Below are 26,995 nucleotides of genomic sequence, written 5' to 3' on the forward strand. Positions count from 1 at the left end.
ATGTTGGGGCCCAGAAAGCGTCCGTTCGGCGGCACGGTGATCAATCGCGGCGTACGCGCCAGCATGGCTTCCAAGGTCATTACGCCCTGGGACTGGATTCTGGCGCCGGCCCTGATGAGTGTGGCCCTGACCATTGTTCTCGCCACGGCCTTCCAGCCCTTCGGCTTCTATCTGCCAGAGCCGGTATCGCCATTCATCCTGGCCTTTGCCTGGCCGCTGATCCGGCCTTCCTATATTGCGCCTTTCGTTCTGGGTGCGCTTGGTTTCTTCCTAGATTTCTTCTGGGGGGCGCCGCTAGGCTTCTGGACATTCGGCCTGGTGCTGGTCTATGGCGTGCTGGCCCTGGCGCGAACCTACCTGATCGGCCAGGAATGGATCGTGCTGTTTGGCCTTTTTCTCCTGACCGAATTCATCTTTTTCAGCCTGTGCGTCCTGCTGACCTTTATCGATACCGGCGCGGTGGCCCGCCTGTGGGGTGTGGTGGAGCAGGCATTCGCCACCACTTTGATGTTTCCGTTCGTACTCATTTTGCTTGAGAAGTACCTTCACTCCGATGTCAGGTTCATGTGAAGATGGCTGAACCGTCACTCGTTTTTACCGATGTCAACGAACGCCAGGGTATGTTTACCCGGCGCATCTTCCTGATGGGCGGGCTGGTGGCGTTCGGCATGTTCGCGCTCACCGGGCGGCTGGCGCATTTGCAGATCGTGCAGGGTGGCAAGTACAAAAAGCTTTCGGCCGCCAACCAGTACAATTTCCGCCTGATAACGCCGCCGCGCGGCAATATCTATGATCGCAACGGCAAGCTGATCGCCGGCAATCGGCCATCCTTCCGTGTCATGATCGAGACCAATGAGGTCAAGAATATCGACGATACGCTCGACCAGGTCTCCTACGTCCTGCCGCAGACCCTGGCCAGCCGCCGCCGTATCCTGCGCGACATCAACCAGAACCAGCGGTCGGTGCCGACCATCATCGCCAGTGATCTGAGCTGGGAGGATTTTTCCAAGGTCAGTCTTTACGCCAACGATATTCCGGGCGTTGTGGCCGACATGGATGAAATGCGCGCCTATTATTACGGCGGCGCCTTCTCGCATGTCGTCGGCTACGTCTCGAAGGTGAACCAGAAGGACCTCGACAACGAAAAGAACGCCTCGGAAACCGATTTCAACCTGCTGCACCACCCCAGTTTCCGCATCGGCAAGACCGGCATCGAACGCGCGTTCGACAAGGACCTGCGCGGCGTGGCCGGCGGCAAGAAGGTCGAGGTCGATGCGCGCGGCAAGGTGGTGGCGCAGGACGACGAAGGCTCGATCGAACCTGTTCCGGGCAAGGATATCGTCCTGACGCTCGATGCGGATATCCAGCAGCGCGCCATCGAGGTCTTCGGTCAGGATTCCGGTTCCTGCGTCATGATGGATATCCACACCGGCGAAGTCCTGTGCATGACATCCAGTCCAGGGTTCGATCCTAACCTGTTCGTTTCGGGCATTTCCAGCGATGCCTACAAGCTGCTGCATGATTATGATCGCGTGCCCCTGCTCGACAAGGCGCTGTCCGGCACCTATCCGCCGGGTTCGACCTTCAAGACTCTGGTGGCGCTGGCGGCGCTGGAAAACGGCTACGATCCTAAGACCACCCATACCTGCAACGGTATCTTTCCGTTCGGCAACCACGTATTCCACTGTGACGGCCATCACGGCACGCTCGACCTGCACGGCGCCATTGTCACCTCGTGCGACGTTTATTTTTACCAGTGCGCCCTGGCGGTGGGACCGGATAAGATCGCCGCACTGGCGCGTAAATTCGGCCTGGGACAGATTTTCGATATCGGCATCGACGGGCAAAAAGCGGGGGTTGTTCCTGATACGGCCTGGAAGCGGGCCTATTTCGACGGCAGCAAGCCCTGGCGCCCCAAGGATCCGAAATGGCAGCCCGGCGAGACGCCTTCCATGGGCATCGGTCAGGGTTTTACCAATGTGAATGCCCTGCAAAACTGCGTGGCTGTGTCGCGGCTGGCGAACGGACGCAAGGCTGTTTTGCCGCGCCTGGTCAAATCCGTAGGCGGCAAGCCCTATAAGGAAGCCGAGTTCGAAGACCTGGCTGCGGACCCGTCCCATATTGCTTTTGTCCGCGCCGCCATGGCCGATGTGGTGACCAGCGGTACGGCCGCTGGTTTTGCCAAGCTCGATCTGGGGCCGATCATGATGGCGGGGAAGACGGGCACCGCCCAGGCTCATACCATCAAGTCCGGATCGCGGGCCACCCTGCATCTGGAATGGGAAAAGCGTGACCACGCCTGGTTCGTGGCGTTCGCGCCGGCCGATGCGCCCAAATACGCGATGAGCGTCATCGTTCAGCATGGCGGGTGGGGCTCTTCGTCGGCTGCCCCAAAAGCGCGCGAAATCATGCGTATGGCCTTGCTGAAAGACCCTGAAATCCAGAAACGCATTATCGGCGTCAATCCGGCGGACCTGGTCGACAAGCCCCTGAGCGATGTGCCGCTTCCTGAAGACGATACGGGCGCCGCGCCCCCGCCGCCCGATACCTTGCCGACAAGCACTTAGGTCATTCCATGGTCGATTCCGCCCTCTCACGTCCCGGACAACGCGATCGCTACGAAAGCAAGATCGCCCAGATCGACTGGCTGTTCGTTGGGCTTTTGTGCTGCCTGACTGGCATCGGCATCCTGCTGCTATACAGTGTCGGCGGCATGAAGTGGGACCCCTGGGCCTATAAGCAACTGATCTTCTTCTGCGTCTGCCTGGTCATGATGTGCGCTTTGGCGCTGGTCGACCTGCGCGTCTGGCTGATGGGGGCCTACTGGTTTTACGGAGGCTCGTTGCTGCTGCTGATCGCGGTCGAGGCGGTCGGCGATGTGCGCATGGGGGCCCAGCGCTGGCTCAGCCTGGGACCGCTCTCTTTCCAGCCATCCGAATTCATGAAACTGGCCATTGTGCTGGCCCTGGCGCGTTTTTATCACGAGTGCTCGGCCAAGGACGCTAATCTCTCCTGGAAGCTGCTGATCCCCGCCGCCATGATCGGGGTGCCGGCAACGCTCGTCATGCACCAGCCCGATCTGGGCACGGCCGTGCTAATCTCGCTGACCGGCGCGTCGGTAATGATCCTGGCTGGCCTGAACTGGAAGATTATCGCGGCGGCGGCCGTGGGCGCGGTGATTACCGTGCCGCTGGCCTTCCAGTACGTGCTGCATGACTATCAAAAAAAGCGTATCCTGACCTTCCTCAATCCGGAAGGCGACCCTTCCGGCGATGGCTACCATATCCTGCAATCGAAAATAGCCATGGGCTCCGGCGGGCTGCTGGGCAAGGGCCTGGGCCTGGGTTCGCAAAGCCAGCTCAATTTTCTGCCGGAAAAGCATACCGACTTTATCATGGCGGCGGTCTGCGAGGAACTGGGTTTTGTTGGCGGGCTCACCATTTTTCTGCTCTACGCCCTGATCATCCTGATGGCCCTGCGCATGGCCTCGTTGTCGCATTCCCACTTCGGGCGGCTGGCGGCGGCGGGCGCCACGGCTACTTTCGCGCTCTATGTGCTGATCAATGGCGCCATGGTCATGGGCCTGTTCCCGGTGGTCGGCGTACCCATGCCGCTGGTCTCCTACGGTGGTTCGGCCATGCTGATGGTGATGACCGGTTTCGGCCTGGTGCTGGGTGTCAAGGTCCACCGCTATCAGGAACTGCCCCGTCAAGCGTCGATCTTCCAACGCTTCGAGTAAAACCCAGGTCTTTGGCCGACGAGCGAGTTGGCTGCGCTTGCGGGTATTCAATATACCCGCGTCGCTTGCCGCCTGCTATTCGACGGCACGGGCCACCCCGTCAAATCTCTGGGTTTTACGCGCCGGTGCATAAAGGATTCAGCGCTGATTTCTTATGCTTTGCGCCATATTCTACCCCCATGACGACGAACGAACCTCCGGTCACGAAAACCGAAAGCCGACGCTCCCTGTGGGCGGCGGCGGTGATTTTCGTGATTATCGGGCTGGTGATTGCCGCTGTTATGATCGCGCCGTCAGGGCCGCATGATAAGCCGGGGGCGGATAATGGTAACAAGCCCGTCGCCGCCGCCCCCACGGCCAATGGCGCCATGACCGGCCGGACGGCACCCGCCGTCCCTTAGCTTAAAGCCACTAGGGCCTCATCGGCCGCCGCCACCAGACCTTCGAGAATGCCCGGATCGCTGGAGGAATGTCCGGCTTTTTTCACCAGGTTGAAGCGGGCTTCCGGCCAGGCTTTCTTCAGATCCCAGGCGGTCGTCATCGGCGTCACCACATCATAGCGGCCTTGTACGATCCAGCCGGGGATATGACGAATGCGGCCAATGTTCTCCAGCACCCAGTTTTCGCTTTCGAAAAAGCCGCCATTTTTGAAATACCAGCTTTCGATCCGCGCAAACGCGAGGGCAAAGGCCGGATCAGAAAACTTCGACGCCACTTCGGACGGGCCGTCAATGGACAGCGTGTCACCTTCCCAGCCGCTCCAGGCCAGGGCGCAGCGCACACTTTCGGCGCGATCCGGGCCATTCAGCCGCTTAATGTAGGCGGACAGGAGGTCACCGCGTTCGGTCTCAGGGATTGGGGCGGTGAATTTTTCCCAGATGTCCGGATAGAGATGGCTGGCGCCTTCCTGATAGAACCAGTCCAGTTCGGATTTGCGCACCAGGAAGATGCCGCGCAGGATCAGCCCGCTGACACGTTCCGGATGGGTGAGGGCATAGGCGAGTGATAAGGTGGAACCCCACGAACCGCCAAAGACGACCCATTTCTCGATGCCAAGCTTCTGGCGCAGGGCTTCCATGTCGGCCACCAGATGCCAGGTGGTGTTGTCTTCCAGCGAAATGTCTTCTGAAGCGTGCGGCGTCGATTTTCCGCAGCCGCGCTGATCGAACAGAATGATGCGGTAGCCGTCCGGATTGAAATAGCCGCGCAGGTTGGGCGAGGTGCCGCCGCCGGGGCCGCCATGCACCACCACGACCGCCAGGCCCTGGGGATTGCCGCTCTGCTCATAATATATCTTGTGTTTGCCGCCGGTCGGCATATGACCGCTGTCATAGGGCTCGATATCAGGATAAAGGCCGCGCACCGGCGCGCTTTTCTTGGGAGTCACAGAGTCAGTCATAATCTTGAGTTTAAATGGGCAAATTGTTGGATATCACTAAGACGTAAAATGCCCGCGCTCACAACCCCTTTCCCTCTGACGACGCTGCGCCGGCAGGCCATATTCTACGCCCTGGCCTATGCCGGAACGGGTGCATCCCTGCCTTTCATGCCGCTGTGGCTGAAGGCCCATGGCATGACGGCCGGACAGATCGGGGTCATACTTGCAGCGCCCCTGCTGCTGCGTGCCCTGACAGGTCCGGTCAGCGGCCTGTGGGCCGACGGCTTCAGGCTCTACCGCACGCCGCTGGTGTGGCTGGCCTGTTTTGGCGCGCTGTTCTACGCCCTGATGGCGACGGGCGGATGGCTGCCGGGCCTGCGCTTTCCGCTGTATCTGGCGCTCTACACCCTGGCGTTCAGTTGCATGACCAGCCTGGCGCCGCTCAATGATGCCATGACCATGCAATTGTCGCGGCTGGAAAATTTCGCCTATGCCATTCCGCGCGCCATCGGCTCCAGCGCCTTTATCGTCACCAATATCGTTCTGGGTTTTCTGCTGGTTGTCTGGCCGACAGACCTGATCCTGGTCTGGCTTGTGGGGGCGGCGATCCTGACTGCGCTTGGCGGGCGATATTTGCTGGCCGGTCTTGTACGTCCCGGACATGCGCCCTTGGACTCTGCCGGCGCCGGGCTGGCGCGCCTGAAATTATTGATGCGCGATGAAGGGTTTCTGTGGTTGTTGATCGCGGTCGGCTGCCTTCAGGCGTCGCACAGTTTCTATTACGCCTTTTCGACCATCATCTGGAAGGAACGCGGTCTGTCTTCAGGCACCTGCGGCTATCTGTGGGCGACAGGCGTAGTGGCGGAGGTGGCCTTTATGTGGCTGGGTGAGGGGATCAGGCGCAAGGCTGGACCGTGGCGGATGCTGGTCATCGCCGGGATATTTGCGGTAGCGCGCTGGGGCCTGATGGCCTTTTCGCCGCCATTGTTGGTGCTGTATCCACTGCAATGCCTTCACGCCCTGTCGTTCGCCGCCACCTATCTGGCTGGGCTGGAACTGGTTCAGCGCCTGAGCCCGAAAGGTTATGAAAGCTTGGGCCAGACGGTCAATGCCGCCTATGCCAATGGCGTCATGATGGGATTGGGCACAATTTTTTCCGGCGTCATCTATATGGCCTTCGCCGCAAAGGGTTACGGCGTGATGGCGGGCGTGGCAGGGTTGGGATTGTGTGCCGCCGCGTGGCTTTACAGCCAGCGGGCGCGACTGATGACGGCGAGGGATTAGCCCCACAATTCCGGCGTGGACGGATGCAGGATAGAGCCGGTAATCTCCAGCCCATGTTCGCGGTCGCGCGCCAGCAGGAGCGGGCCGTCGAGATCGACGAATTCCGCGCCTTGCGCCACCAGCATGGCCGGGGCCATCGAAAGCGAGGTCGCCACCATGCAGCCAACCATGAGGCTTAAGCCGGCCTCCCTGGCCGCGGCTTTCAGGGCCAGGGCCTCGGTCAGGCCGCCGGTCTTGTCGAGCTTGATATTAATATGGCTGTAGAGCCGTGCGCAGCGGTCCAGTTCGGCGCGCGTATGCAGGCTTTCATCTGCGCACAAGGGTACCGGTGACTTATAACCCAGCAACTGCTCGTCTTCGGAAACCTTCAGCGGCTGTTCGATCAGTTTGACATCAAGCTTCTGCATCTCAGGCGCCATGCGCACCAGGTCATCGAAACTCAAACCTTCATTGCCATCGACAATCAGGCGTGATTTCGGGGCATTGGCCCGCACGGCCTCGATGCGGTCGAGATCATCCGGGCCACCGATCTTGAGCTTGAGCAGGGGGCGGCGGGCATTGACGGCGGCCTGCGCCCCCATGGCTTCGGGCGTGTCGAGGCTTAAGGTATAGGCGGTTTTCAGCGGATCGAGCCGTTTCAGACCGGCGGTGCGCCAGGCCGGGATGCCGGTCAGTTTGGCGTTCAGATCCCACAGGGCGCAATCGATGGCGTTGCGCGCCGCGCCGGCGGGCAGAAGGTCATGCAGGTCGCCGAAACTCAAACCGGCTTCAATACGACCGCGCACCGCTTCAATATCGGCCAGGGATTGCGCGATACTTTCGCCATAGCGGGCATAGGGCACGGCCTCGCCACGACCGACATGGCCCTGGTCTTCCAGTTCGACATAGAGGACGCGTGCCTCGGTCTTCGAGCCGCGCGCAATGGTGAACCGCCCGGCGATCGGGAAGGTCTCTTCGCGGAGAACAAGTCTCATATCAGGTCGCTGATCGCGGCGTCGAGCAGGAGGTAGGCGCGGCCAGCATCGCTGCCGAGCACCTCGTTCAGTTCCCGGATCGCATCCTTGGCGAGGAGGGCCATATTGATCTGCTGGTCATAGGCGGTGGCGAAGTCATTGGCCTGCTGCCGCAGGGGCGCATCGGCCAGCAGCCGGCGGCTGAGGCGGCGAATGGCGGCGGGGGCGACGCGGCGGACGACCAGGCGAGCCCCTTCATTATCCTCGGCCATGATGGCGCCGATGACCTCTTCGATCCGGGCGCGGCCGAGCAGCGAAGCGGCATCGATTCCCATGGCGCTGACCTCGGCAACCATGACATCGTCCAGGCTGTCGAACTCCGGATCGGGTGGCGGTTCAACCGCTGTCTGGGGCGCCGTTGCCGCCGGCTCCGGCGTCTTGTCGCGGCCTTCCATGCCGCCGAGCAGTTCGCGCCAGGACCAGCCATCCTGAACGGCGCGGGCGGGGCGGGCCTCACGTTGCGGCGCCGGTGCGGCGGCCGCCCGTTCCGACGCCGGCACACTCAACGGCAGCAGGCGCGCACGGGTAACGGAGGGTTGCACCAGGGCAGGCGCTGGTGTCGGGGCAGGCGGCTCGGGTGATCTGCGGGGGGGCGTCGACCGGCTCAAATCCCGTTCGCGGGCGGCTGGTTCAGCGGTCTGGGGCTGGTCGCCGGATATGACGCCCATCAGACGCACGGCCTCGGTCAGCATGTCGTAATTGCGCTTCACCCGTTCCTGGAAGGCAGTGTCGACGGCTTCGGTTTCCTGCGACGCCTTGCGGGCGGCTTCCAGCATGGCATTGATGCCGTCTTCGACGCTCTGGCGAATTTCGAGGATGCGCGCCTGGGCAATGGTGGGCAACTGATCGGCGCCCGTGGCCGGGTCGTTCAGGGCCTCGTTGACCTCGGCAATGGTCTGGCGGGTATGGGCGAAGCTGGTATCCAGTTTTTGAGCCGTCTGGTCGCCGGCCTCGCCGATCAGGTCGGCCGATTCCTCTATCAGGCGGCGCGCGGCGGCGAAGCGTGTATCAAAGACCTCGTCGGCCTTTTTGCTGGCCTCGAAGATCGATTCATTGAGCCGATCGACGCGCATCTGCGCGGTTTGGGCTGCCTGATCGGCGGCGCGTTTGGCGTCCTCGGCCGAGGTGTTGAGCTGTTCCAGCGCCTTGCGGGTTTCTTCGACCAAGTCGTCACGGGCGTCGGCCGCCATCAGGGAGATATTGGAGAGGGTGGCGTGGATGCGGGTCTCGAAGGCCGTGCGTTCGTTCTCGGCGGCGCCCTGAACGGCCTGGAAGTGCTCCTGGGCGGAAACAACAATATCGCGCAGCACGTCGATGCCGCGTGCCGAGGTCTCGCCCAGGTCGATCGTGGCGACTCGGGTGATCGAGAGCGCCTCGGTCAGTTGGGCGCGCTGGTTTTCGATATGGACGGCGAAATCTTCCTGGTCCGCGCGCAGGGAAAGGGCGGCGGAAACCAGTTCGGCGCGCTGCTGAGAAAGACCTTCCTCGACACTGCGCACCTGGTCGACGACCCCGGAACCGGCGGTTTCGAGGCGCACGGTCTGGCGATCGAGGTCTTCGGCAGCGGTGCGGGCGATATCGGCCACATCGGCCGAGGCCGTGACCACGGCGCTGGTGGAAGCGGCCAGGCTGGCCTCGGCTTCGCGCAACTGTGTCTGGGCCAGGTCGGAGGCATCGGCCACCATGCGCGCCTGACGGTCGACGGCTTCGATAATGCCGCTCGACTGTACGCTCAGCGACTGGCTGAGCGCGCCCATGGATCTGCGTTCATGGGCCAGGGATTGGGTAACGTTTTGCGCTGCCGCGCGGGCATTGGTAGCGGCCTCATTCAGGCGGTCGGTTTCGGCCTTCAGTTGCGCGCTCAGTTCGGTGACATCGGCATGGGCGAGACGGACGGCGCGGACCGCGTGATCGACCTGTTCGCGCAGGGCGGCCACAAGGTCACCGGTCTGGGCGGCGGCGGAAGCGGCTGGCGCCATCAGGGTATCTGCCAGTTGCGCGGCGCGGTCGGCCTGACGCGACAGGATGGCGGCATTGCGCAGGGCAAAGGCGGTGGCGAAGATCAGACCGGTGGGGAAGAGGGCCAGGAAAACCAGCACGACGATCTTGAAGGGTTCGTAGGCCGGGGCCGCCAGGTCGGTCTGGGCTCCCAGGGCAAAAGCTGCCAGGCCACAGGCCCACAGCAGGCTGGCGAAGGTGGCGAGGCCCCACAGCAGGATGGACGAAGGCGCCGCCTTTCGGGCAACGCTTTCCGGTTTGGTCTTGTGCGCGCTGACAGACCGGCCGGATTGCGAAGGTGTCTTGTGCGTCCTCGTCGGCGGTGTGGTTTCGGGAGGCGGCTTCAGTTCGGCCCTCAGTTCGGGAATATCCAGAATGGCTCTGGCTGGTGCCGGTTCCGGCGCCGGTTTGTCTTCGATGCTTAATTTCGACTCTGGCGCCGGCATGACTTCCGAGCCTGCCTCCGGAACGGGTTCAGGACGGGCATCGGTCGCCACATGTGTCGGATTATCGAAGGGGGCTTCGAGGATATCGTTCACGTCCCCCGCCTCTGTGGTATCCGCGCTTTCCGCCGCAGGTGCCTCCGGCTTGGCCACGGCTTCCGGCTCATCGAAAAGCGGCCGCAATTTGGAGCGGCCGAAAATGGTCTTCGATTCTGAGGGATCAAGCGGGGAGCGGGGTGGTTTCATTCACAGTATCCTGAGGCCAGTTTTACATGAACCGATCTTCTTCAGCCATGCGGCGCATTTACAGGAGAGAGGCGGGTTCTCCCGGCAGGAGAAAGCTACGTCAACTTACGCTTTTCGCAAAGCTTTTTGTCACGTTTGCGTCGAATCAGCTTTGACGGGAAGCGTCGTCTTCTGCTGGGGCGCTATCCGGCATTCCGGTATTATCGGGCTGCGCCGCGGGGGCGGGTCGTGTGGCGTGGCCCCGGCCGAGCCGCCAAAGTGCAGCAGCGCCGCCGATATCAGCACGGCAATCAGTCCACTGAGCAGATTAAACAACCAGGACACGGGGGAAGACTTTCGGGGTTGCGCTAGCCGGTAACACATATGCTTTTAGACAACGGGCAGGCAAATTACTGGCAGTAACCATGACGTGAAATGCGCCACAGAGCAATCAGGCGCAGGCGATTATCCCCGTCTGCGGTAATCCGGTCACGCCGCCTGGTCCTTGAGATGCGGATCAGGGCCATAGGCATTTTCGCCTTCATCGCCCGGTTTCAGGGCCAGGAAGAACAGCAGGCTCCAGCAGGCAAGATTGGCCAGTACGCCAAGCAAGGTTATCAGCCACAGCATGATGACGGGGATGAAACCGCCCATGGCGAGCGAAAGAACGGCCAGAATAGCCTGCGGCGCCAATCCCCACAGCCACCGTGCCCCGCGTCCGGTATCATGCAGCCGTTTAATCACCAGGCAGGCGAGCGGCCAGGCGAGAAAGAGCCAGCAGAGGCTCAGGATCATCGGCCCGTCAAGTGAAGGCACGGTGCCGAGCGCAAAGCCTATTACCACCATGACCAGCATGGCGATGGCGATACCGGAGAAGAATTGCGTGCCGCTGATGCGGCCATTGGGTGAAAACAGGAATTGGATCATGACGGTTCCGGCTGATAGAGCAGGCTATGCCCGGCAGTGCGGCCTGTAAAGAGGTTGTCGCTCATCCACGTTTATTCTACACCTGCGCATCTTCCGGAGGCTTAATGGATTTTCCATCCGTCGAAATCAGGCATGATATTGGTCCCGATGAAGCGGAGGCGCGCCTCATCGGGCGTGATACGCCGGTTATCCTCAAGGGACTGGTCAGTGCCTGGCCGGCGGTGGAGCGGGCACGACGATCGACGGTGGAACTGATCGAGTACCTGAAGGCGTGCGATGCCGGCAGGCCCGCCGAAACCTTTCGCCAGGCGCCGGGCGGCGATGGCAAATATTTTTATGATGAGGGTTCTGCGGGCTTCAATTTCCAGCGCGCGGCCATCCCCCTGAAAATGACGCTTGATCGCGTGAACGAACTGAGGGGGCAGGCGGACGCGGAGCGCATCTATATCCAATCGGCGCCGCTGAAGGATTATATGCCGCGCTTCAAGGCTGAAAACCCGCTGGAGGTGCCGGGCGCGGAGCCGCGCATCTGGATCGGCAATCGTGCCGTGACCCAGACGCACTTTGACATCAATTATAATCTCGTTTGCATGGTGGCGGGGCGTAAGCGCTTTGTGCTGTTTCCCCCTGACCAGACGAAGAACCTCTATATGGGGCCACTGGAAGCGACGATTTCAGGCGTGCCGACCTCGATGGCCTCGCTGGAAAATCCCGATTTTGACGCCCATCCGCGTTTCCGAGAGGCATTGGCCAACGCTGTGGTCGCCGACCTGGCGCCGGGGGATGGTCTCTATGTGCCCTATATGTGGTGGCATCATGTCTCTTCCAGCGAAGACCTGAATGTGCAGGTCAATTACTGGTGGAATACGGCAGGCGCGGAAATGGGCGCGCCGATGCTGGTGCTGATGCTGGCCATGCTGGGCCTGCGTGATTTGCCGTCGGATCAGAACAGGGCATGGCAGGCGATGTTCGATCACCTGGTTTTCAGCGGGGATACGGGCGGGCACCTGTCACCGGAGGCGCGCGGCATTCTGGGCGATATGGCGCCGGACCAGCGCCTGATGATCCGCCGCGCCATCGGACGCAATTTGCAGGATTAGTTCGGCGAAGGACCGTAGATATTTTCCTCAGGCTGTCCGGGCCAGACCGACAGGGCGATGCCCAGTATCAGGACGGCCAGGTTACCGAGGAAGGCGATGAAGTTCACCATGTCGGTCAGGCCGGCGGCTTCGATGGCGTCGCTGCCGATGCTGCTGATCAGACCAGGGATAAAGCCGGCGAACAGGATCAGGCCCAGCCAGGCCGACAGGCCGACATCATGCAGGCGCGTGGCGCACAGGCAGAACAGGGCAAAATAGAGCAGGACCGTCAACACCATGGTCAGCCAGTTCAACGGCTGGTCCAGCCGGGCGGCCCATTCGTCGCTCAGCGCATCGGGCAGTATGGCGATGCCGAACCAGATGACGAAGATCAATACCTGGCAGGCCCAGAAGTTCAGCACGAATTGCAGGCGGTTGATGCGACCGCGCGGTGAGAACATGGCGTTGGCGCCGACAAGGATATGATGTTTGGCCATGAAGGCGGAGCCCCGATTACACGCCGTAAATGATCACAAAAGGCGTGATCTGTAAATCAGCCTTTGTGACGCTCCCGCAGGATATCCAATACATTTTCGAGCTTTGTGTCGCGCGCCATCAGCAGGACCGACAGGTGATAGAGCAGGTCGGCGGCCTCGTTGTGCAGCTCGTCGAGATCGCCGGCGCGGCCGGCCAGGGCCGTTTCCAGACCTTCCTCGCCGACCTTCTGGGCGATCTTGGCCACGCCCTTGTGCATCAGGCGGGCGGTGTAGCTGTCGGCCGGCGGCGCCTTGGCGCGGTCCTTCACCACATGCGCCAGGTGGCCCATGAAACCAATGCCAGGTGCATCTTCGTGACCGAAGCAGGAGGTCGTTTTCGTATGGCAGGTGGGGCCGTTCGGACGGGCATAGACGAGCAGGGCATCTTCGTCGCAATCAGTCAGGATGCGGTCGAGTTCGAGCGTGTCGCCGGAGGTCTCGCCCTTCATCCACAGGCGGTTCTTAGAGCGAGACCAGAAGGTGACGCGGCCGCCCTGCAGGGTGGCTTTGAGCGCCTCGGCGTTCATGTAGCCGAGCATCAGAACCTGGAGCGTGTCAGCATCCTGCACGATGGCGGGGACAAGGCCGTCCCCCTTGGCGAAATCGATTTTATCGATGTCAGCGATGGTGAGCGGACTGGGCAGGTGGTGGGCGTCTGGCATAATGTTGTTCTTCTTGTGAAGGCCCCCCACCGTCATCGCCAGAGGGGCGATGCCACCTCCCCCGCAAGCGGGGGAGTATAAGAGAGGTGGCCACTTTGTTTTATACCGCCCCACTTGTGGGGCGGGGGACCGCGCCGAAGGCGTGGTGGTGGGGGCTCTTTCTTCTACAATCTCACCGCTATTCCGGCGGCGCGAAGGTCGCGCTTCAGGTCCGGAATGGCAATGATTTTCTTGTGAAATACGCTGGCGGCAAGGGCACCGGACACATCGGCTTGCTCGAAGACGGCCTCGAAATGCTCAGGCGCACCGGCGCCGCCAGAAGCCACGAGTGGTATATCTATCAGATCACGAACCAGACGTAACTGTTTGATATCATAGCCCTTACGCACGCCATCCTGATTCATGCAGTTAAGTACGATTTCACCGGCACCGCGGTTCTTCGCTTCAACCACCCAGTCAAGCGTCCGGCGGCCAGCCTGACGGATTTTGTCGGGATCGCCACTATATTGGTGGACGTAGTAATCATTGTCCATTTCACGACTGTCGATGCCAACGACTACGCACTGTGAGCCAGCCATTTCGGCCAGTTCGTTGATCAGGTCAGGGCGTTCCAGGGCCGGGGAGTTGATCGACACCTTGTCGGCGCCGGAGTTGAGGCACTTCACCGCCTGTTCGGCCGACCGGATGCCGCCCGCCACGCAGAACGGAATATCGAGCGCGCGGGCAATGTCGCGCACCCAGTTGTAGTCGACCGTGCGGCCTTCGGCGGAGGCGGTGATATCGTAAAGCACCAGTTCGTCGGCGCCTTCATCCCGATAGCGCAGAGCCATATCGACAGCGTCGCCGAGCACTTCATGGCCGACAAACTGCACGCCCTTGACGACCTTGCCGTCCTTGACATCGAGGCAGGGGATGATGCGTCTAGCCAACATACATTTTATCCAACATTGAGGGCAGCCTTCAGATCGATAATGCCTTCGTAAATTGCCTTGCCGACGATGGCGCCATGTACGCCGAGAGCCTTGAGATCATAGAGGTCTTCGATTGATTTCACCCCGCCGGATGCCTGGATTTCGAGGTCCGGGCGTTTTTTTCGCAGTGCCTTCATCAAATCCATGTTCGGCCCCATCAGCATGCCGTCGCGCGACACGTCAGTGACGAGAATGCGCTGTGCTACGCCGAACGGATAATAGTCGAGCACTTCAAACAGGTCCAAACCTGAACCTTCTACCCAACCATGTGTTGCGACCTGAAAGAAGGTTTCATGGTCGGGATTGTTGATGCTGGGAAATACATCAAGCGCCAGGGTGATGCGATCCTTGCCGAAATCGCGGAGCCAGCCGCGCACGTCTTCCGGATTTTTCACCGCGGCCGAACCGACTACGACCGCCGAAACGCCCTGATCCAGCAGGGTCTGGACGTGTTCGCGGGTACGCACACCGCCGCCTGTCTGGATCTTGGCACGCGAAGCCTTGGCCAGTTGACCGATCAGTTCATGCTGTTGCGGCGAACCAGCCTTGGCGCCGTCGAGATCGACGATATGCACCCATTGTGCAAACTCCTCATTGAAGAGCGCGAGGCGCTTAAAGGGATCGGAATCGTACTTCGTCACGGCATCAAAGCGGCCCTGTGCGAGGCGGACGCATTCACCGTTAATCAGGTCGATGGCGGGGTAAAGGATCATAGGTCTACAAAATTCTTCAAAATCTGAGCGCCGATGGTGGAAGAGCGCTCGGGGTGGAACTGACAGCCAAACACATTGTCCTTGCGCACCATGGCGGCGAAGGGTTCGCCATAGGTGCTGGTGGCCAGTGTATAGTCATTGACCGGGCAGACATAGCTATGGACGAAATAGGCGAAATCGCCATTTTTAACGCCTTCGGTCAGTGGATCGACCTTAAGGACTTCCAACTGGTTCCAGCCCATATGCGGCACGACCATATCCGGCGTGGCGGTCATTTTCGTGACCTTGCCGGGGATCAGGCTGAGGCATTCGACATCGCCTTCTTCGGAACCTTCAAACAGCAGTTGCTGGCCGAGGCAGACGCCTAGAAGCGGCACTTTCAGACCGCGAATGGTATCGAACAGGCCCAGTTCACGAATACGCGACATGGCAAATCCCGCCGCGCCGACACCGGGTAAAACCACCTTGGTCGCTGCCGCGATTTCCGCCGGATCGGAACTCAGGCGGGCTTGCGCTCCCAATCGTTCCAGCGCGAAGAGGACGGAAGCCGTATTGGCGCAGCCGATTTCAATGACCGTGATCATTAAGCCAACATACCTTTCGTGGAAGGCAGCGCGTCGCCTTCGATGCGCGTCGCCTGGCGCAGGGCGCGGCCGAGCGCCTTGAAGCAGGCTTCGGTCTTGTGGTGGTCATTACCGCCGCTGACCTCGACATGGATCGAGGCACCGAGGGTTTCCGACAGCGAACGGAAGGCGTGCGCGGTCATCTCGGTCTGGTAGTCACCGATATGCGTGGACTGGAACTCGCCCTTGAAGACGCAGAACGGCCGGCCGCCGAGATCGACCGAGACCTTGGCCTCCGTCTCATCCATCGGCAGCACAAAGCCAAAGCGCGCCATGCCGACGCGATCGCCGAGCGCGATCTTCAGCGCCTGACCGAAGGCCAGCATACAGTCTTCCACCGTGTGGTGGGCGTCAATTTCGAGATCGCCTTCGCAGGCCAGTTGCAGCGAGAAACCGCCGTGCGTCGCCACCTGGTCGAGCATATGATCGAAGAAGCCAACGCCGGTATGGACCCTGACCGGCTTGGGCTGGTCGAGATTGACCTGCACCGAGATCTTGGTTTCCTTTGTGTCGCGCAGGATTTCGCCGACGCGCGGCGCCTTGTCCGCCGGCGCCACATCGAGCGCCCGCAGGATGCGATTATTGGTGGCAACATCGCCGAGCGCCAGCAGTAAACCGGTCGGCGTCACCTGCGGTGAGAGGCCCAGCCGCTTGAGCGCGGTCTGAGTTTGCAGCAGCGCCTTCGGGCGCAGCAGCATGAAGGGGCCGTCGTTCAGATCGAAGCTTTCCAGTTGCTTCGATTGCGAAAGCGCTTCGCGCACGCGGGCCTGTTCGGTTCGGATCAGATCGACGCGCGATTGCAGGGTCAGCGCCCGCGATGCCGACAGGGCGGCCTCGGCGGCGCGCACGGAGGGCGTTGGCAACGGATGCGGTTCGCAGAATTTCAGCAGGCCCTGCAGGGTCTTGGTATTGGCGATCAGCGCGCCGACACGGGCGCCGGCCATGCCGAAGAGATAGGACAGGCTTTTCAGCACCACCACATTGGGTTCGACGGTGGCCAGTTCGACCATGGAGGCGGCGGTGCAGGCGTCGAAATAGCTCTCATCGATCACCAGCAGGGTGGGGAAGAGATCGACCGCCAGAGCGCGCGCGGCGGTGATATCCCAGGCCTTGCCATCGGTCTGGCGCGGATTGTGGACCAGGCAGAAGCCGCCCCCCTTGGCATATGGTCCGTTTTCCGGCGGCTTGCGGATGGTCAGGTTGTAGACCCCGCACAGGTCTTCGAGATAATGGTCGGCACCGGCCCACAGGAACTCATGGCCGTGGACGCGCAGGCGGCGCATCAGGATTTCCATGGCGTGCGAGGCGCCGCGCGTCACCATCAACTGGTGCGCCTCTACGCCGTAATAATCGGCCATGCGTTCGCGTAAGGGTTCGAGCGAGGGGGGCAGGGATTCCAGGCCGGAGCCGGAGGCGTTCAGGGAAGAGAAGGGTGAGTTGAACATCTAGACCTCTAGACGGAAATCGGCGGCCAGCGCGTGCGCTTCGAGACCTTCGAGGCGAGCGAGGCGGGCGCTAGCGGGCGCGATGGCGGCGGCGCCTTCGCGGGTCGCCTTCTGGACGACGAAGCTGGTCAGGAAGGAGCGGACGGTGATGCCATCCCAGGCGCGGGCGGCGCCATCGGTCGGCAGGACGTGGCTGGGGCCCGCGGCATAATCGCCGAAGGTCTCGGCGGCATAGGTGCCGGCGAAGATGGTGCCGGCGGCGGTCAGTTGCGGGATGATCGCGTCGACATCCGCGACCTGTATGGCCAGGTGTTCGGGGCCATAGAGATTGGAGACCTCGGCGGCCTCTTCGAGCGATGAGACGACAAACAGGCGGGCCTGTTCCAGCGAGGCCCGGGCGATGGTTTCGCGCGGCAGGCGCGAGACTTGGGCTTCGACCTCTGCTTCGATCTTCGCGGCGATTTCGGCCGAGAGGGCGACCAGGATCACCTGCGCATCGGCGTCATGTTCGGCCTGTGACAAGAGGTCGGCGGCGACCAGTTTCACATGGGCGGTGTCGTCGGCGATGACCAGCAATTCCGAAGGTCCGGCGGGCATGTCGATGGCCGGGCCGGAGACGCGCTCCGTGGCCAAACGCTTGGCCTCGGCGACATACTTGTTGCCGGGGCCGAACAGCTTGTCGGCGGGCGGCGTGCCGTCGAAAGCGCCAAGCGCCAAGCCGGCGATGGCGTGCGCGCCGCCGACCAGCCACATGGCCTCCAGTCCGGAAGCAGCGGCGGTGGCGATCATCATCGGGGGGATAGAGCCATCGCGCGCCGGCGGCATGACGCAGACGCGGTTGGGAACGCCGGCCACCAGTGCGGGCACGGCGGTCATGATCAGGGTCGAGAACAGCGGGGCGGTGCCGCCGGGAATATAGAGGCCGGCGGTGGTGATCGGGCGATAGATGCGTTGCAGGCTGAGGCCCGGCTTTGGCGCAATCAGCGGGCCATCGGTCGGCAGTTCGGCTTGCTGGAAAGCGCGGACATTCTCGACCGCCAGTTCCATGGCGGCGAGGTCTTCGGCAGAGAGGCTCGAACGCGCGGCATCGATCGTGACGCTGTCGAGCGTCACATAACGCGGGGCATGGCCATCCAGCTTCACGGACCAGTCGGAGACGGCGGCAAAGCCACGCGCCTCGACGTCGTCAAAGATGGTGCGCACGGTCTCGACCACGCGCGCGTCGCGGCGGTTTTCCGGCCGGGCCAGGGCCGCCTTGCGTTCGGCGGTGTTCAGATTTTTCCAGACAAGGGTCTTCATTGTTTTATCCGAGGCGCCTCGCCTCATTTCATCATCTTCTCGATCGGCAGGACCAGGATCGCCGAGGCGCCCGCTGCTTTCAGCTTGTCCAGGGTATCCCAGAACACGTTTTCCTGACAGACCGCATGCACGGCAACGGCGTCCTCGCGGCCGGCCAGCGGCATGATGGTCGGGGCGTCGGCGCCGGGGATCATGCGTATGATCTCGTCCAGGTGCGCTTTCGGGGCGTTCATCATGACGTACTTGGCGCCGGTGGAGGCCGTTACGCCATCGAAGCGGCGCAGCAGCATGTCATAGGTATGGGCCAGTTCCGCCGGCGGGGCATGGGGCGCCTTGATCAGGACGGCTTCCGATTTCAGCACCAGATCGGTGGCCTTCATGCCGTTGGCTTCCAGGGTGGCGCCGGTCGATACCAGATCGCAGATGGCATGGGCGATCTTCATGCGGGGAGCGACCTCCACCGCGCCGCGCATTTCGACGATTTCGGCTGTGACGCCATTGTCCTTCAGCCACTTGGTCAGGATGTTGGGGTAAGAGGTGGCGATACGCTTGCCTTCCAGCCATTTGGGACCAGTGTAATCGATATCATTCGGCACAGCGATCTTGAGCGTGCAGGACCCGAAACCGAGGCGCTGGACGATCATCTCTTCCAGATCGCGGTCCGGAAAGTGTTCGGCCAGGACGTTGTAGCCGACAATGCCCAGTTCGGCGACGCCATCGGCCACGAAAGTCGGGATGTCGTCATCACGCACGCGCAGCAGGTCGATCGGCTGGTTCTCAATGCGATACAGCAGGTCGTTGGCGCCCTTGAGGATGCGCAGGCCTGCGCCCGAGATCAGTTCGGCGGAACGGTCGGCCAGACGGCCGGACTTCTGAACAGCAATGCGTAAACGGCGATCAGTCATAATGGTCTTCTTCTTATACCTCCCCATCTCTGATGGGAGAGGGGACCGCGCCGCGGCAGCGGCGTGGTGGTGGGGTTTCTTACTTCGTCTTCAACTTGTCCAGCACGCGCCGGTAACCCTGATGCGGCATCTCGCGCAGGAACCGCGCCACGCGGGTGACCGTCGTGGTTGAGGCGCCGGTGCGCTCGGAGATTTCCCGGTAACTCAGGTCGCCGGCATCGAGCAGGCGGGCCACCTTGAACCGCTCGGCAAAGGCGCGCAGTTCCGAAGGCGTGCACAGGTCATCGAGAAAGGCCTTGACCTCGTCGATCGTTTCCAGGCCGAGCAGCGCTTCGGCGAGCGCATCGGAGTCCTGCTTGCTGATTTTGCCGTCGTTGAGCGCCACTGTATCACCGTAGTAGTGTGTTATCGTGCTGATACATTAACGCGCATGGGTGCGCAAGACGGAAAATGCCAACAGTTGATATTAGCTGATTGGTGGAGTGTTTGTACGTGCTTGTTGCCAATAGTTCTGAGCAGTTGACCAAAAAGCTTTGGCTTGTTCAGAGGATGCGAAACCTGCTTTAGGGATCATCATGGCGCAATTGCGGTTCGTAAAGATTAAGAAGCTCTTCTTGGTTTCGACGAGATCATAGACGACATTCCACGGCGTTATGTGGTTATGCTGCTCATATGATTTCGATATGCCCTGCTGCGATATCTCAGCACTATTTACACGTTTACGTACGGGACCGATCGCAAAGGTCACAACCAGCCAAAGGTAGGAGAGAATAGGAGAGAAGATATAAACAGGTATGATCGCCAAGACAAAATAAAGTAGCAAAGCTACAACGATCATTACGCCTGCTATAAGGATATTGGGCCAAAGCGGCGTATTCGGCAGAATTAGCAATTCTGCATACATTTTCCAACTGACAACAGCAGTCGCTACCATCAAGCCTATTGAAAGAACCAACGCAATCACAAGACGCCGACGCGTGAAAAAATTACGCTTCAGCCAGGCGCCGAAAAAGTCGTTAAATGTTTCAAAGGTAATGCGGTAGCCAATGGCTTGATGGACAATCTCAGTCATATCTGAAGTTGTGCCGTCTGCCGATTTACGCGTCAACCAGAAAACCGCTCTTTCGCCGCCAGGCCCAGGCCGCTGGCGACGGAGGAGAATCGGTCGCCATAGTGCATCCGCGCCGCAGGGAAAGCCGCTTGCATGGCGGCTTCAAAGCCGGGCAGGGCGGTGGAGCCGCCGGTCATGAACAGGGTCTGGATGGCCTCAGGCGCCAAGCTGGGCCGTTCGATAACGGTTTCCAGCGCCGTGGCCACCACCTTGGCCACTTCCTTTTCGACACTGCCGGCCAGGGTCTCGCGGCTGATATCCAGTTGCCACTCAGGATCGATGGTCGTGAAATCGACGGTCGTTGTCTCGGCATCGGATAACGCGATCTTGGCCTTTTCGATGCGGTTGGCGATATCATGGCCGGCCTGGCGCTCGATCACCTCCAGCAGGCGAGCTGTCTTTTCGCGCTCACCCGACAGATAGTGGGTCTGGCGCAGGGAGGTCATGGCCTTCTGCGTGTAGAGGAAGTTGATCAGGTGCCAGGTGGCCAGTTGCACATAGGGCTGGCTTGACATCTCATTGCCGTTCTTTAAGCGCCCGCGGAAACCGAGATCGCGCATGGCGGTTTCCAGGCTGAGACGGGTATCGAAATCAGTGCCGCCGATATGGACGCCGGCATTGGCCAGGATATCACGCTTTCCGCTGCCTAAGCGCAGTACCGAAAAGTCGGACGTACCGCCGCCGATATCGACCACCAGAACGATCTCCTCGCGGGTCAGGGTTTGCGCATAGTCGCGCGCCGCCGCCAGGGGTTCATATTCGAAACTGATGTTTTTAAAGCCTTGCGCCTCGGCAATGCCGCGCAATTCGGCCTCGGCGCGGGCATCGGCGATCTCGTCGCCATCGACGAAATGCACCGGGCGACCGAGCACCACATCTTCGATTTTTTCAGCGGCAAAGGCCTCGGCGCGCTGTTTCAGTTCGGCGATATATAGGCCGATAATGGCGCGGAAATCCTTGCGGCCGGTGCCGATCTGCGTCGTTTCCTTGATCAGCGATGAACCAAGGATGGATTTCAGCGCCCGCATCAGCCGGCCTTCATAGCCATCGAGATACTGCGCGATGGCAGCCCGGCCAATTACCGTCTGGTCGGTCTCGAAATTGAAGAAGATGGCTGAGGGCATGGTAACGGATGCGCCTTCGATCGGCACCAGTTGCAGCCGGTCGCCGCGGCCGACACAGACAGCGGAATTGGATGTACCGAAATCGATACCGCAATAGATGGACATGAGGGCGACCTTTGGGGAGAAGGGCCGGCGTCTTTAACCGGCTTTATCCGCCAAGGCCAGCCTTAAGTCCGAAGAAAGCAAGAAACCCCACCACCACGCCGCAAGAGCGGCGCGGTCCCCCTCCCCACCGGAGGTGGGGAGGTACAAGAAAATCTATACCTCCCAGGCTTTGTCGGGGAGGGGGACCATGAGCGCAGCGAAATGGTGGTGGGGTATCTTGTTTAAATCTCGATCAGCACATCCGGCAGTTCGTTGGGATTGTCCTCGCCCGGCGGGAAGTGCGCCGCCAGGGCCTCGCCGCATTTCTCGACCGCCGCCTCGAAGCCTCCGGTCAGGTCACCATCCTTTACATGCTTGAGCAGGGTGGCGACGGTCTCATTCCACAGGGTTTTGTCGACCTTGGCATAGATGCCGGCATCAGCGATGACATCGACGAAATGTTCCTCCAGCGCGCAGAAGATCATCACGCCGGTCTGGGCCTGGGTGAGGTGCAGGCCGCGGGCGTAGAACTGCTCCATCGCCTTCTGGTGGGCCTTGCGGTTGCGCGTGGCTTTCGGCGTCAGGATAAGCTTCAGACCGGTAAAACGGATCAGTGCGTAGACGACGGCGAAGACGATGACCTGGAGGAAGCCGTAGCTGATCAGAACTTCCCAGTCGGCGAAATCGCCGCTGACACCGAGGCCGTTCCAGCCAAAGATGCGGGTCAGCAGGGGCTCCAGCCATTCATGCGGCAGGGTGCCGAAAGTCGCCAGCAGCAGGGGCGCGATAAGGGCTGCGACGGCCGCCCAGCCGAGCGGGGTTTCGCCGTAGTCGAGCCCCTTGGACTTGATGACGCAGGTGATTTCGCCGGAGGTTTTTTCCTCGGCTTTTGAGATGGCCGCATTGATGCGGGCATGGTCGATTTTCAAGGTCATATCACCAGCTTCCCGAACTGCCGCCGCCGCCGAAAGAGCCGCCGCCGCCACTGAAACCACCGCCGCCACCGCCCCAGTCACCGCCGCCACGACCACCGCCGAAACCGCCGCCCAGGATATTGCCGAGCAGGAACCACGGCAGCCAACCGCGCGAGAACATGATGACGATGATGATAATGAAGATAATCAGCGGGAAGGGGATGCCGCCCCTGCGGTCATTGCCGGTATCGGCCGCCGTCTGGGCCTCTTGCGCCTTCTGGATGGCAACCTGTCGATCCTGCGCCAGTTGCGCAATGATCTGGTCGGTGCCGGCCACAATTCCGGCCTCGTAATCGCCGGCCTTGAACTGCGGCAGAATGGCGCGCTGGATGATCAGCGATGACATGGCATCGGTCATCACCGGTTCGAGACCATAGCCGACCTCGATACGGACCTTGCGCTCATTGGGCGCCACGATCAGCAGGATGCCGTTGTCCTTGTAGGTCTGGCCGTTGGAAGCCGCCGGTCCACCGGCCTTCTGGCCGATGCCCCAGTGCCGGCCAAGCTGATAGCCGTAATCGGCGATATCATAGCCCTGCAGGTCCGGCACGGTGACGATGACCACCTGATCAGTGGTGGCGTCTTCCAGCCCCTTGAGCTTGGCGGTCAGGTCGGCCTTGGTGGCATCGGAGAGCAGGTGCGCATCATCGACGACGCGCTGATTATTGAGATCGGGATATTTGGGTTCGGCAAAGGCCGAGGTGCCAAACAGCGCCAGTGCGAGCGCAATAAAGACCACCCAGAAGGGTTTCAGTAAACGGTTCATTCCGGATGGCCTTGCTGGCGGTTAGTTCGAGGCTGCGGCGGCCGGGGCGGCCGGTTTGTCGAAGCTGACGATCGGGGCGGTTTCGGCGCCGGCCTGGGCGGTGAAGAGTTCCATCGGCTTGCTGGAGCCATAGAGGGTTTTTGCCCAGATGACGCTTGGGAAGGTGCGGAGGCTCAGATTATAAGCCGTGGCAGCGGCGTTATAGTCGCGGCGGGCCACCGTGATGCGGTTGTTGACGCCCTCGATCTGGCTTTGCAGGGTCAGGAAGTTTTCATTGGCCTTCAGGTTGGGATACTGCTCCTGAATGACCATCAGGCGGCCGAGCGCCGAGGACAGGCCGTCCTGCGACTGCTGGAACTGCTTGAACTTTTCCGGATCATTGATCGTCGAGGCATCGACCGTGACGGACGTCGCCTTGGCGCGGGCCTCGACCACGGCGGTGAGCGTGCCTTCTTCGTGGGCGGCGGCGCCCTTGACGGTGGCGACGAGGTTGGGGATCAGGTCGGCGCGGTTCTGGTAGGCGTTCTGGACATCGGCCCAGGATTGCTTGGCCTGCTCTTCCTTGGTGGGGATATTATTGACCCCGCAGCCAACGAGACTCAGCGCCAGACCGGCGGCAGCGACAAGACCGAGAATACGCGAAAATTTCATAGAAGGCGCTCCTTTGTTGCCCTATGCGCGGGAAGCAGCCAAAACGCGCCCCCAACGCCGTCCTTATGTGGCCCTTCTTAACCCAATTTAAAGGGGGCTGGAAGGGGGCGCGGAAAATGCCGCGCACTTCCGATTGCAGAGCAGGCGAGACAGCCGGCATCATCTCGTCTATCCTTACCCGGTTACCGAGGGGGGATACCATGAAATTCGTAATCTTATCCGTAGCCTGCGTCCTTTTTGTGCTGGGAGGGGCGCCACTGCACGCGCTTGCTGGCGAGGCCCGGTCAGCGAAAATCGACGAACTGACCAAAAAAGCCGAGGCCGGTGACGTCCGGGCCATGGATGAACTGGGAGAAGCCTATTATCGTGGTACGGGTGTCGAGGCGGATTACGATCTGGCCTTCAAATGGCTGGACAAGGCGGCGGCAACCGGCGATGCCCAGTCCGAGACCGATCTGGGTGATCTCTATGTGACTGGCAGCGGCGTGCCCGAAGATGTCGACATGGCGATGAAGCTCTATCGGCAGTCGGCGGCACAGAACAACGCCGACGGACAATACAGCGTCGGCTGGATGTACGAAAACGGCAAGAGTGTTGCAAAGGACGAAGCCGAGGCGGCGCGCTGGTACAAACTGGCGGCCGACCAGAACTTTATCTTTGCCATCAATAACCTGGCGGACCTGTATTACGGCGGTCGCGGCGTGAAGCAGGATTACGCCGAAGCCATGGCGCTTTCCCAGAAGTCCGCCGATCTCGGCAGCGGTTACGGCTACGATGCCTTGGGCGACATGTATGATGAGGGTGAAGGCGTGGCGAAGGATCCCGCTAAGGCGCTGGACTATTATAAAAGGGCGGCCGATCTCGGCAATTGCAGCGGGCTTTACGCCGTGGGGCGTATTTTTGAAAAAGGTCTGAACGGTCAGGCACAGGACCTGGCCCAGGCGCGTCAGTGGTATCAGAAGGCGGCCGACAGGACCTGCGAATATGGCCAACTGGCGATCGGCCGCTTCTATGACGAAGGCATTGGCATGGAAAGCGATACGGGCGAGGCGTTCAAATACTATGCCCTCGCCGCCATGCAGGGTAACAGCATCGGCCAGCTAAAGCTCGGCAGCAGCTACTTCTATGGCGATTTCCTGCCGCGCGACTACGGACAGGCGTTCAAGTGGTATCAGATGGCGGCGGACCAGTCCTACGCACCGGGGCAGTACAAGGTCGGCTACATGTACGCCAAGGGCTATGGCGTCACCGCAGATTATGCGCAGGCGCTGAAGTGGCTAAAACTGTCGGCGGCGCAGGGCGACGACGAGGGGGAATACCAGCTCGGCCTGATGTATGAAAACGCCTTTGGCGTGCCGCAGGACAAAAAGACAGCCCTGATGTGGTATCTGCTGTCGGCGGCGCAAAAGAATAAAGACGCGCAAAAAGCCGTAGAGGCCCTTAAGATGCAGATGTCGGGATCGGATGTGCGCGCCGCGCAATCCCAGGCGGATGAGTTCAAGCCGGTGAAGGCTGATTAGCGGGTTTTGAGTTTTTCCGTCTCAGCCCTGAGTACCTCGATGGTCTGGGTGAGATAGCGGTCGATGATCTCGCGTTGCGCAGGTGTATACTTAGCGGACATCTGCGTCATGGCGGTGCTGAGCGAGCCGTAGATTGGGCCCAGAATCTGGCCGAGCTTTTCCGGCTGGCGAATGCGGACCAGCAGGCTGCGGCGGTCGTCCGGGTTTGGTTCGCGGCTGGCATAGCCGGCTTTTTCCAGGCGATCGACAATGCCGGTAATGGCGCCGGTGGTCAGGCCCGTGGCGTGGGCCAGTTGGCCGGGTGTCGCCACTTCCAGGTCATTCAATACGCCCAGGCAGCGGCTTTCGGCCGCACTCATATTCAGGCGGCGCGCCACGGTCTCGTGGAAGGTGATGACGGCCGTCGCCAGTTCGCGGCCCAAATTGCGATTTGCATTTATCTTAGACATAAGATATTTATACATGAGACAAATGATAAAGGGAAGGCAGAAACATGCCCGATGCAGCGAAAAAGTCGTGGTTCCATAAAGCCTTGCCGGCGATAACGCTTATGCTGATGGCGCCCTTGATCGCCGAGGTGCTTCCGGGCGCCACGCGGGTAAGCGCGCTGATGGGCTTTCCGGCTATCTTCATCATGGAGGTGCTGATCTGGGGTACGGGCGCTGTGCTGGCGCGGTACTTCGTGCGCCGCTTCCGGCTGGGCTGGGTCAACCTGGTCCTGCTCGCCCTGGCCCTGGCGGTGGCGGAAGAGTGCCTGATCCAGCAGACCTCATTCGCCTCCCTGGTGGTGCAGATCAAGGATGTGGAATATGGCCGGGCGTTTGGCTTCAACTATGTCTATTTCACCTGGGCCATGCTCTATGAGGCGATTTTTGTGGTCTGCGTACCGGTGGCGCTGTGCGAGATGATATTCCCGACACGCAAGGATGGTCCATGGTTGAATATCTGGGGCATTGTTCCGCTGGTGATCCTGTTTGTGCCGTCGTCATTCGCCGCCTGGTACGGTTGGAATATCATCGCGCGGGCCAACAGCTTCCATCTGCCGCCCTATTACCTGCCGCAAAACCTGGCGATTATTTCGGCGGCGGTGATCATTCTCCTGATCGGCCTGGCGATCGGCCCCCTGCGGCGCGTCCTGGCAGCACCGGCGAAACCGGCCAGCCCGCCGCATCCGCTTATACTGGCCGTACTTGGCGTGGCTGCGGCGGGGATCATCTTCGCCATCGAGGTGCTGGCCTTTGGCGCCGCGCCGCAGGTGTCGACCTTCGTGCCGGTAGCGACGGGTATCGGTCTGGGGGTGCTGATCATGGCCATGGTGCCGCGCTGGATGGCCTCGCCGAACTGGACGACGGCTCACCTGATCGCCATGACCTTCTCGATCACCTGGGGGAACTTCGCTTTCTTGTTCATCGGTTTCGGCGATGGCGTCGATCTCCATGGTAAGATCATTCTCGATATGATTGGCGTCCTGCTGATGATCTGGCTGGCCATTCACGCCTTGCGCAAAAAGGTATAGGCTGGCGGA

General features: G+C 61.0%; 27 protein-coding genes. 8 read left to right on the forward strand and 19 right to left on the reverse strand.

The features are described 5' to 3' along the window. The 4 genes from NVV72_13735 to NVV72_13750 all read left to right on the forward strand — a co-directional run bounded on the left by NVV72_13735 (position 1) and on the right by NVV72_13750 (position 4,140). A complete protein-coding gene (locus tag NVV72_13735; protein MCR6660337.1) occupies positions 1 to 570 on the forward strand; it encodes a hypothetical protein in 570 nt (189 codons plus the stop codon). A 2-nt stretch (positions 571 to 572) separates the two neighbouring features. Further along, entirely contained in the window at positions 573 to 2,567 is a 1,995-nt protein-coding gene (mrdA, locus tag NVV72_13740) for a penicillin-binding protein 2 (GenBank protein ID MCR6660338.1), read from the forward strand. Between the two features lie 8 nt (positions 2,568 to 2,575). Next, a complete protein-coding gene (gene rodA, locus NVV72_13745) occupies positions 2,576 to 3,739 on the forward strand; it encodes a rod shape-determining protein RodA (GenBank protein ID MCR6660339.1) in 1,164 nt (387 codons plus the stop codon). A 179-nt stretch (positions 3,740 to 3,918) separates the two neighbouring features. Beyond that, positions 3,919 to 4,140, forward strand: a complete 222-nt coding sequence (locus NVV72_13750; GenBank protein MCR6660340.1) for a hypothetical protein — start codon at positions 3,919 to 3,921, stop codon at positions 4,138 to 4,140. Here NVV72_13750 and pip read toward each other — a convergent pair. Then, positions 4,137 to 5,138, reverse strand: coding sequence for a prolyl aminopeptidase (gene pip, locus NVV72_13755; protein ID MCR6660341.1), 1,002 nt, complete (start codon positions 5,136 to 5,138; stop codon positions 4,137 to 4,139). The two genes, NVV72_13750 and pip, sit on opposite strands and share 4 nt — an antisense overlap. Positions 5,139 to 5,186: 48 nt before the next feature. Between pip and NVV72_13760 the strand changes: the two genes are divergently transcribed. Continuing rightward, complete coding sequence (locus NVV72_13760) at positions 5,187 to 6,401, forward strand: MFS transporter (GenBank protein MCR6660342.1); 1,215 nt, start codon at positions 5,187 to 5,189, stop codon at positions 6,399 to 6,401. Here the strand turns inward: NVV72_13760 and NVV72_13765 are convergent. From NVV72_13765 to NVV72_13775, 3 genes are all read right to left on the reverse strand, one after another. Continuing rightward, positions 6,398 to 7,375: a dipeptide epimerase gene (locus NVV72_13765; GenBank protein ID MCR6660343.1), complete on the reverse strand. Its 978-nt coding sequence runs from the start codon at positions 7,373 to 7,375 to the stop codon at positions 6,398 to 6,400. The two genes, NVV72_13760 and NVV72_13765, sit on opposite strands and share 4 nt — an antisense overlap. After that, the gene (locus tag NVV72_13770; GenBank protein ID MCR6660344.1) at positions 7,372 to 10,101 is read right to left on the reverse strand and encodes a tipN; all 2,730 of its coding nucleotides are present in this window, start codon (positions 10,099 to 10,101) and stop codon (positions 7,372 to 7,374) included. Before NVV72_13770 ends, NVV72_13765 begins: the two co-directional genes overlap by 4 nt. A 468-nt stretch (positions 10,102 to 10,569) precedes the next feature. Further along, a complete protein-coding gene (locus tag NVV72_13775; GenBank protein MCR6660345.1) occupies positions 10,570 to 11,007 on the reverse strand; it encodes a DUF805 domain-containing protein in 438 nt (145 codons plus the stop codon). A gap of 104 nt (positions 11,008 to 11,111) precedes the next feature. Here NVV72_13775 and NVV72_13780 point away from each other — a divergent pair, with 104 nt between their 5' ends. After that, the gene (locus NVV72_13780) at positions 11,112 to 12,107 is read left to right on the forward strand and encodes a cupin-like domain-containing protein (protein MCR6660346.1); all 996 of its coding nucleotides are present in this window, start codon (positions 11,112 to 11,114) and stop codon (positions 12,105 to 12,107) included. Here NVV72_13780 and NVV72_13785 read toward each other — a convergent pair. From NVV72_13785 to NVV72_13850, 14 genes are all read right to left on the reverse strand, one after another. Further along, on the reverse strand, positions 12,104 to 12,583 hold the full coding sequence (locus NVV72_13785; protein MCR6660347.1) for a DUF805 domain-containing protein: 480 nt from the start codon (positions 12,581 to 12,583) through the stop codon (positions 12,104 to 12,106). The genes NVV72_13780 and NVV72_13785 overlap by 4 nt on opposite strands. 56 nt (positions 12,584 to 12,639) lie before the next feature. Then, positions 12,640 to 13,284 (reverse strand): bifunctional phosphoribosyl-AMP cyclohydrolase/phosphoribosyl-ATP diphosphatase HisIE, encoded by a 645-nt coding sequence (gene hisIE / locus NVV72_13790; protein MCR6660348.1) that lies wholly within the window; start codon positions 13,282 to 13,284, stop codon positions 12,640 to 12,642. 164 nt (positions 13,285 to 13,448) lie between these two features. After that, on the reverse strand, positions 13,449 to 14,216 hold the full coding sequence (hisF, locus tag NVV72_13795) for an imidazole glycerol phosphate synthase subunit HisF (GenBank protein ID MCR6660349.1): 768 nt from the start codon (positions 14,214 to 14,216) through the stop codon (positions 13,449 to 13,451). Between the two features lie 5 nt (positions 14,217 to 14,221). Next, a complete protein-coding gene (gene hisA / locus NVV72_13800; GenBank protein MCR6660350.1) occupies positions 14,222 to 14,968 on the reverse strand; it encodes a 1-(5-phosphoribosyl)-5-[(5-phosphoribosylamino)methylideneamino]imidazole-4-carboxamide isomerase in 747 nt (248 codons plus the stop codon). Continuing rightward, positions 14,965 to 15,552 carry an imidazole glycerol phosphate synthase subunit HisH gene (gene hisH / locus NVV72_13805; GenBank protein MCR6660351.1) on the reverse strand — a complete coding sequence of 196 codons (588 nt, stop codon included), beginning with the start codon at positions 15,550 to 15,552 and terminating at the stop codon, positions 14,965 to 14,967. Before hisH ends, hisA begins: the two co-directional genes overlap by 4 nt. Next, on the reverse strand, positions 15,552 to 17,036 hold the full coding sequence (hisB, locus tag NVV72_13810) for an imidazoleglycerol-phosphate dehydratase HisB (GenBank protein ID MCR6660352.1): 1,485 nt from the start codon (positions 17,034 to 17,036) through the stop codon (positions 15,552 to 15,554). The genes hisH and hisB overlap by 1 nt, the downstream gene beginning before the upstream one ends. After that, positions 17,037 to 18,335, reverse strand: coding sequence for a histidinol dehydrogenase (hisD, locus tag NVV72_13815; GenBank protein MCR6660353.1), 1,299 nt, complete (start codon positions 18,333 to 18,335; stop codon positions 17,037 to 17,039). It lies immediately after the preceding gene. Between the two features lie 23 nt (positions 18,336 to 18,358). Beyond that, on the reverse strand, positions 18,359 to 19,240 hold the full coding sequence (hisG, locus tag NVV72_13820) for an ATP phosphoribosyltransferase (GenBank protein MCR6660354.1): 882 nt from the start codon (positions 19,238 to 19,240) through the stop codon (positions 18,359 to 18,361). 79 nt (positions 19,241 to 19,319) lie between these two features. Further along, positions 19,320 to 19,625, reverse strand: a complete 306-nt coding sequence (locus tag NVV72_13825; protein MCR6660355.1) for a YerC/YecD family TrpR-related protein — start codon at positions 19,623 to 19,625, stop codon at positions 19,320 to 19,322. Between the two features lie 81 nt (positions 19,626 to 19,706). Further along, positions 19,707 to 20,348, reverse strand: a complete 642-nt coding sequence (locus NVV72_13830) for a YcxB family protein (GenBank protein MCR6660356.1) — start codon at positions 20,346 to 20,348, stop codon at positions 19,707 to 19,709. Then, positions 20,345 to 21,580 carry an Hsp70 family protein gene (locus NVV72_13835; protein MCR6660357.1) on the reverse strand — a complete coding sequence of 412 codons (1,236 nt, stop codon included), beginning with the start codon at positions 21,578 to 21,580 and terminating at the stop codon, positions 20,345 to 20,347. Before NVV72_13835 ends, NVV72_13830 begins: the two co-directional genes overlap by 4 nt. A 221-nt stretch (positions 21,581 to 21,801) precedes the next feature. Then, entirely contained in the window at positions 21,802 to 22,494 is a 693-nt protein-coding gene (locus NVV72_13840) for a hypothetical protein (GenBank protein MCR6660358.1), read from the reverse strand. Between the two features lies 1 nt (position 22,495). Then, the gene (locus NVV72_13845; GenBank protein MCR6660359.1) at positions 22,496 to 23,299 is read right to left on the reverse strand and encodes a TPM domain-containing protein; all 804 of its coding nucleotides are present in this window, start codon (positions 23,297 to 23,299) and stop codon (positions 22,496 to 22,498) included. 21 nt (positions 23,300 to 23,320) lie between these two features. Then, entirely contained in the window at positions 23,321 to 23,950 is a 630-nt protein-coding gene (locus tag NVV72_13850; protein MCR6660360.1) for a LemA family protein, read from the reverse strand. Between the two features lie 200 nt (positions 23,951 to 24,150). Here NVV72_13850 and NVV72_13855 point away from each other — a divergent pair, with 200 nt between their 5' ends. Then, positions 24,151 to 25,470: a sel1 repeat family protein gene (locus tag NVV72_13855; protein ID MCR6660361.1), complete on the forward strand. Its 1,320-nt coding sequence runs from the start codon at positions 24,151 to 24,153 to the stop codon at positions 25,468 to 25,470. Here NVV72_13855 and NVV72_13860 read toward each other — a convergent pair. Further along, positions 25,467 to 25,919: a MarR family transcriptional regulator gene (locus NVV72_13860; GenBank protein ID MCR6660362.1), complete on the reverse strand. Its 453-nt coding sequence runs from the start codon at positions 25,917 to 25,919 to the stop codon at positions 25,467 to 25,469. The two genes, NVV72_13855 and NVV72_13860, sit on opposite strands and share 4 nt — an antisense overlap. A 44-nt stretch (positions 25,920 to 25,963) precedes the next feature. On the opposite strand from NVV72_13860, the gene NVV72_13865 reads away from it, so the two are divergent. Then, positions 25,964 to 26,986, forward strand: coding sequence for a hypothetical protein (locus tag NVV72_13865; protein ID MCR6660363.1), 1,023 nt, complete (start codon positions 25,964 to 25,966; stop codon positions 26,984 to 26,986). Positions 26,987 to 26,995: the final 9 nt, after the last annotated feature.

This window comes from Asticcacaulis sp., assembly GCA_024707255.1.
GTDB lineage: Bacteria > Pseudomonadota > Alphaproteobacteria > Caulobacterales > Caulobacteraceae > Asticcacaulis.

What these genes read in the sequence shown, in the direction of transcription:
- NVV72_13735 (MCR6660337.1), top strand. Translation starts at nt 1, where the DNA reads ATGTTGGGGCCCAGAAAGCGTCCGTTCGGCGGCACGGTGATCAATCGC.
- mrdA (MCR6660338.1), top strand. Translation starts at nt 573, where the DNA reads ATGGCTGAACCGTCACTCGTTTTTACCGATGTCAACGAACGCCAGGGT.
- rodA (MCR6660339.1), top strand. Translation starts at nt 2,576, where the DNA reads ATGGTCGATTCCGCCCTCTCACGTCCCGGACAACGCGATCGCTACGAA.
- NVV72_13750 (MCR6660340.1), top strand. Translation starts at nt 3,919, where the DNA reads ATGACGACGAACGAACCTCCGGTCACGAAAACCGAAAGCCGACGCTCC.
- pip (MCR6660341.1), bottom strand. Translation starts at nt 5,138, where the DNA reads ATGACTGACTCTGTGACTCCCAAGAAAAGCGCGCCGGTGCGCGGCCTT.
- NVV72_13760 (MCR6660342.1), top strand. Translation starts at nt 5,187, where the DNA reads ATGCCCGCGCTCACAACCCCTTTCCCTCTGACGACGCTGCGCCGGCAG.
- NVV72_13765 (MCR6660343.1), bottom strand. Translation starts at nt 7,375, where the DNA reads ATGAGACTTGTTCTCCGCGAAGAGACCTTCCCGATCGCCGGGCGGTTC.
- NVV72_13770 (MCR6660344.1), bottom strand. Translation starts at nt 10,101, where the DNA reads ATGAAACCACCCCGCTCCCCGCTTGATCCCTCAGAATCGAAGACCATT.
- NVV72_13775 (MCR6660345.1), bottom strand. Translation starts at nt 11,007, where the DNA reads ATGATCCAATTCCTGTTTTCACCCAATGGCCGCATCAGCGGCACGCAA.
- NVV72_13780 (MCR6660346.1), top strand. Translation starts at nt 11,112, where the DNA reads ATGGATTTTCCATCCGTCGAAATCAGGCATGATATTGGTCCCGATGAA.
- NVV72_13785 (MCR6660347.1), bottom strand. Translation starts at nt 12,583, where the DNA reads ATGGCCAAACATCATATCCTTGTCGGCGCCAACGCCATGTTCTCACCG.
- hisIE (MCR6660348.1), bottom strand. Translation starts at nt 13,284, where the DNA reads ATGCCAGACGCCCACCACCTGCCCAGTCCGCTCACCATCGCTGACATC.
- hisF (MCR6660349.1), bottom strand. Translation starts at nt 14,216, where the DNA reads ATGTTGGCTAGACGCATCATCCCCTGCCTCGATGTCAAGGACGGCAAG.
- hisA (MCR6660350.1), bottom strand. Translation starts at nt 14,968, where the DNA reads ATGATCCTTTACCCCGCCATCGACCTGATTAACGGTGAATGCGTCCGC.
- hisH (MCR6660351.1), bottom strand. Translation starts at nt 15,552, where the DNA reads ATGATCACGGTCATTGAAATCGGCTGCGCCAATACGGCTTCCGTCCTC.
- hisB (MCR6660352.1), bottom strand. Translation starts at nt 17,036, where the DNA reads ATGTTCAACTCACCCTTCTCTTCCCTGAACGCCTCCGGCTCCGGCCTG.
- hisD (MCR6660353.1), bottom strand. Translation starts at nt 18,335, where the DNA reads ATGAAGACCCTTGTCTGGAAAAATCTGAACACCGCCGAACGCAAGGCG.
- hisG (MCR6660354.1), bottom strand. Translation starts at nt 19,240, where the DNA reads ATGACTGATCGCCGTTTACGCATTGCTGTTCAGAAGTCCGGCCGTCTG.
- NVV72_13835 (MCR6660357.1), bottom strand. Translation starts at nt 21,580, where the DNA reads ATGTCCATCTATTGCGGTATCGATTTCGGTACATCCAATTCCGCTGTC.
- NVV72_13840 (MCR6660358.1), bottom strand. Translation starts at nt 22,494, where the DNA reads ATGACCTTGAAAATCGACCATGCCCGCATCAATGCGGCCATCTCAAAA.
- NVV72_13845 (MCR6660359.1), bottom strand. Translation starts at nt 23,299, where the DNA reads ATGAACCGTTTACTGAAACCCTTCTGGGTGGTCTTTATTGCGCTCGCA.
- NVV72_13850 (MCR6660360.1), bottom strand. Translation starts at nt 23,950, where the DNA reads ATGAAATTTTCGCGTATTCTCGGTCTTGTCGCTGCCGCCGGTCTGGCG.
- NVV72_13855 (MCR6660361.1), top strand. Translation starts at nt 24,151, where the DNA reads ATGAAATTCGTAATCTTATCCGTAGCCTGCGTCCTTTTTGTGCTGGGA.
- NVV72_13860 (MCR6660362.1), bottom strand. Translation starts at nt 25,919, where the DNA reads ATGTCTAAGATAAATGCAAATCGCAATTTGGGCCGCGAACTGGCGACG.
- NVV72_13865 (MCR6660363.1), top strand. Translation starts at nt 25,964, where the DNA reads ATGCCCGATGCAGCGAAAAAGTCGTGGTTCCATAAAGCCTTGCCGGCG.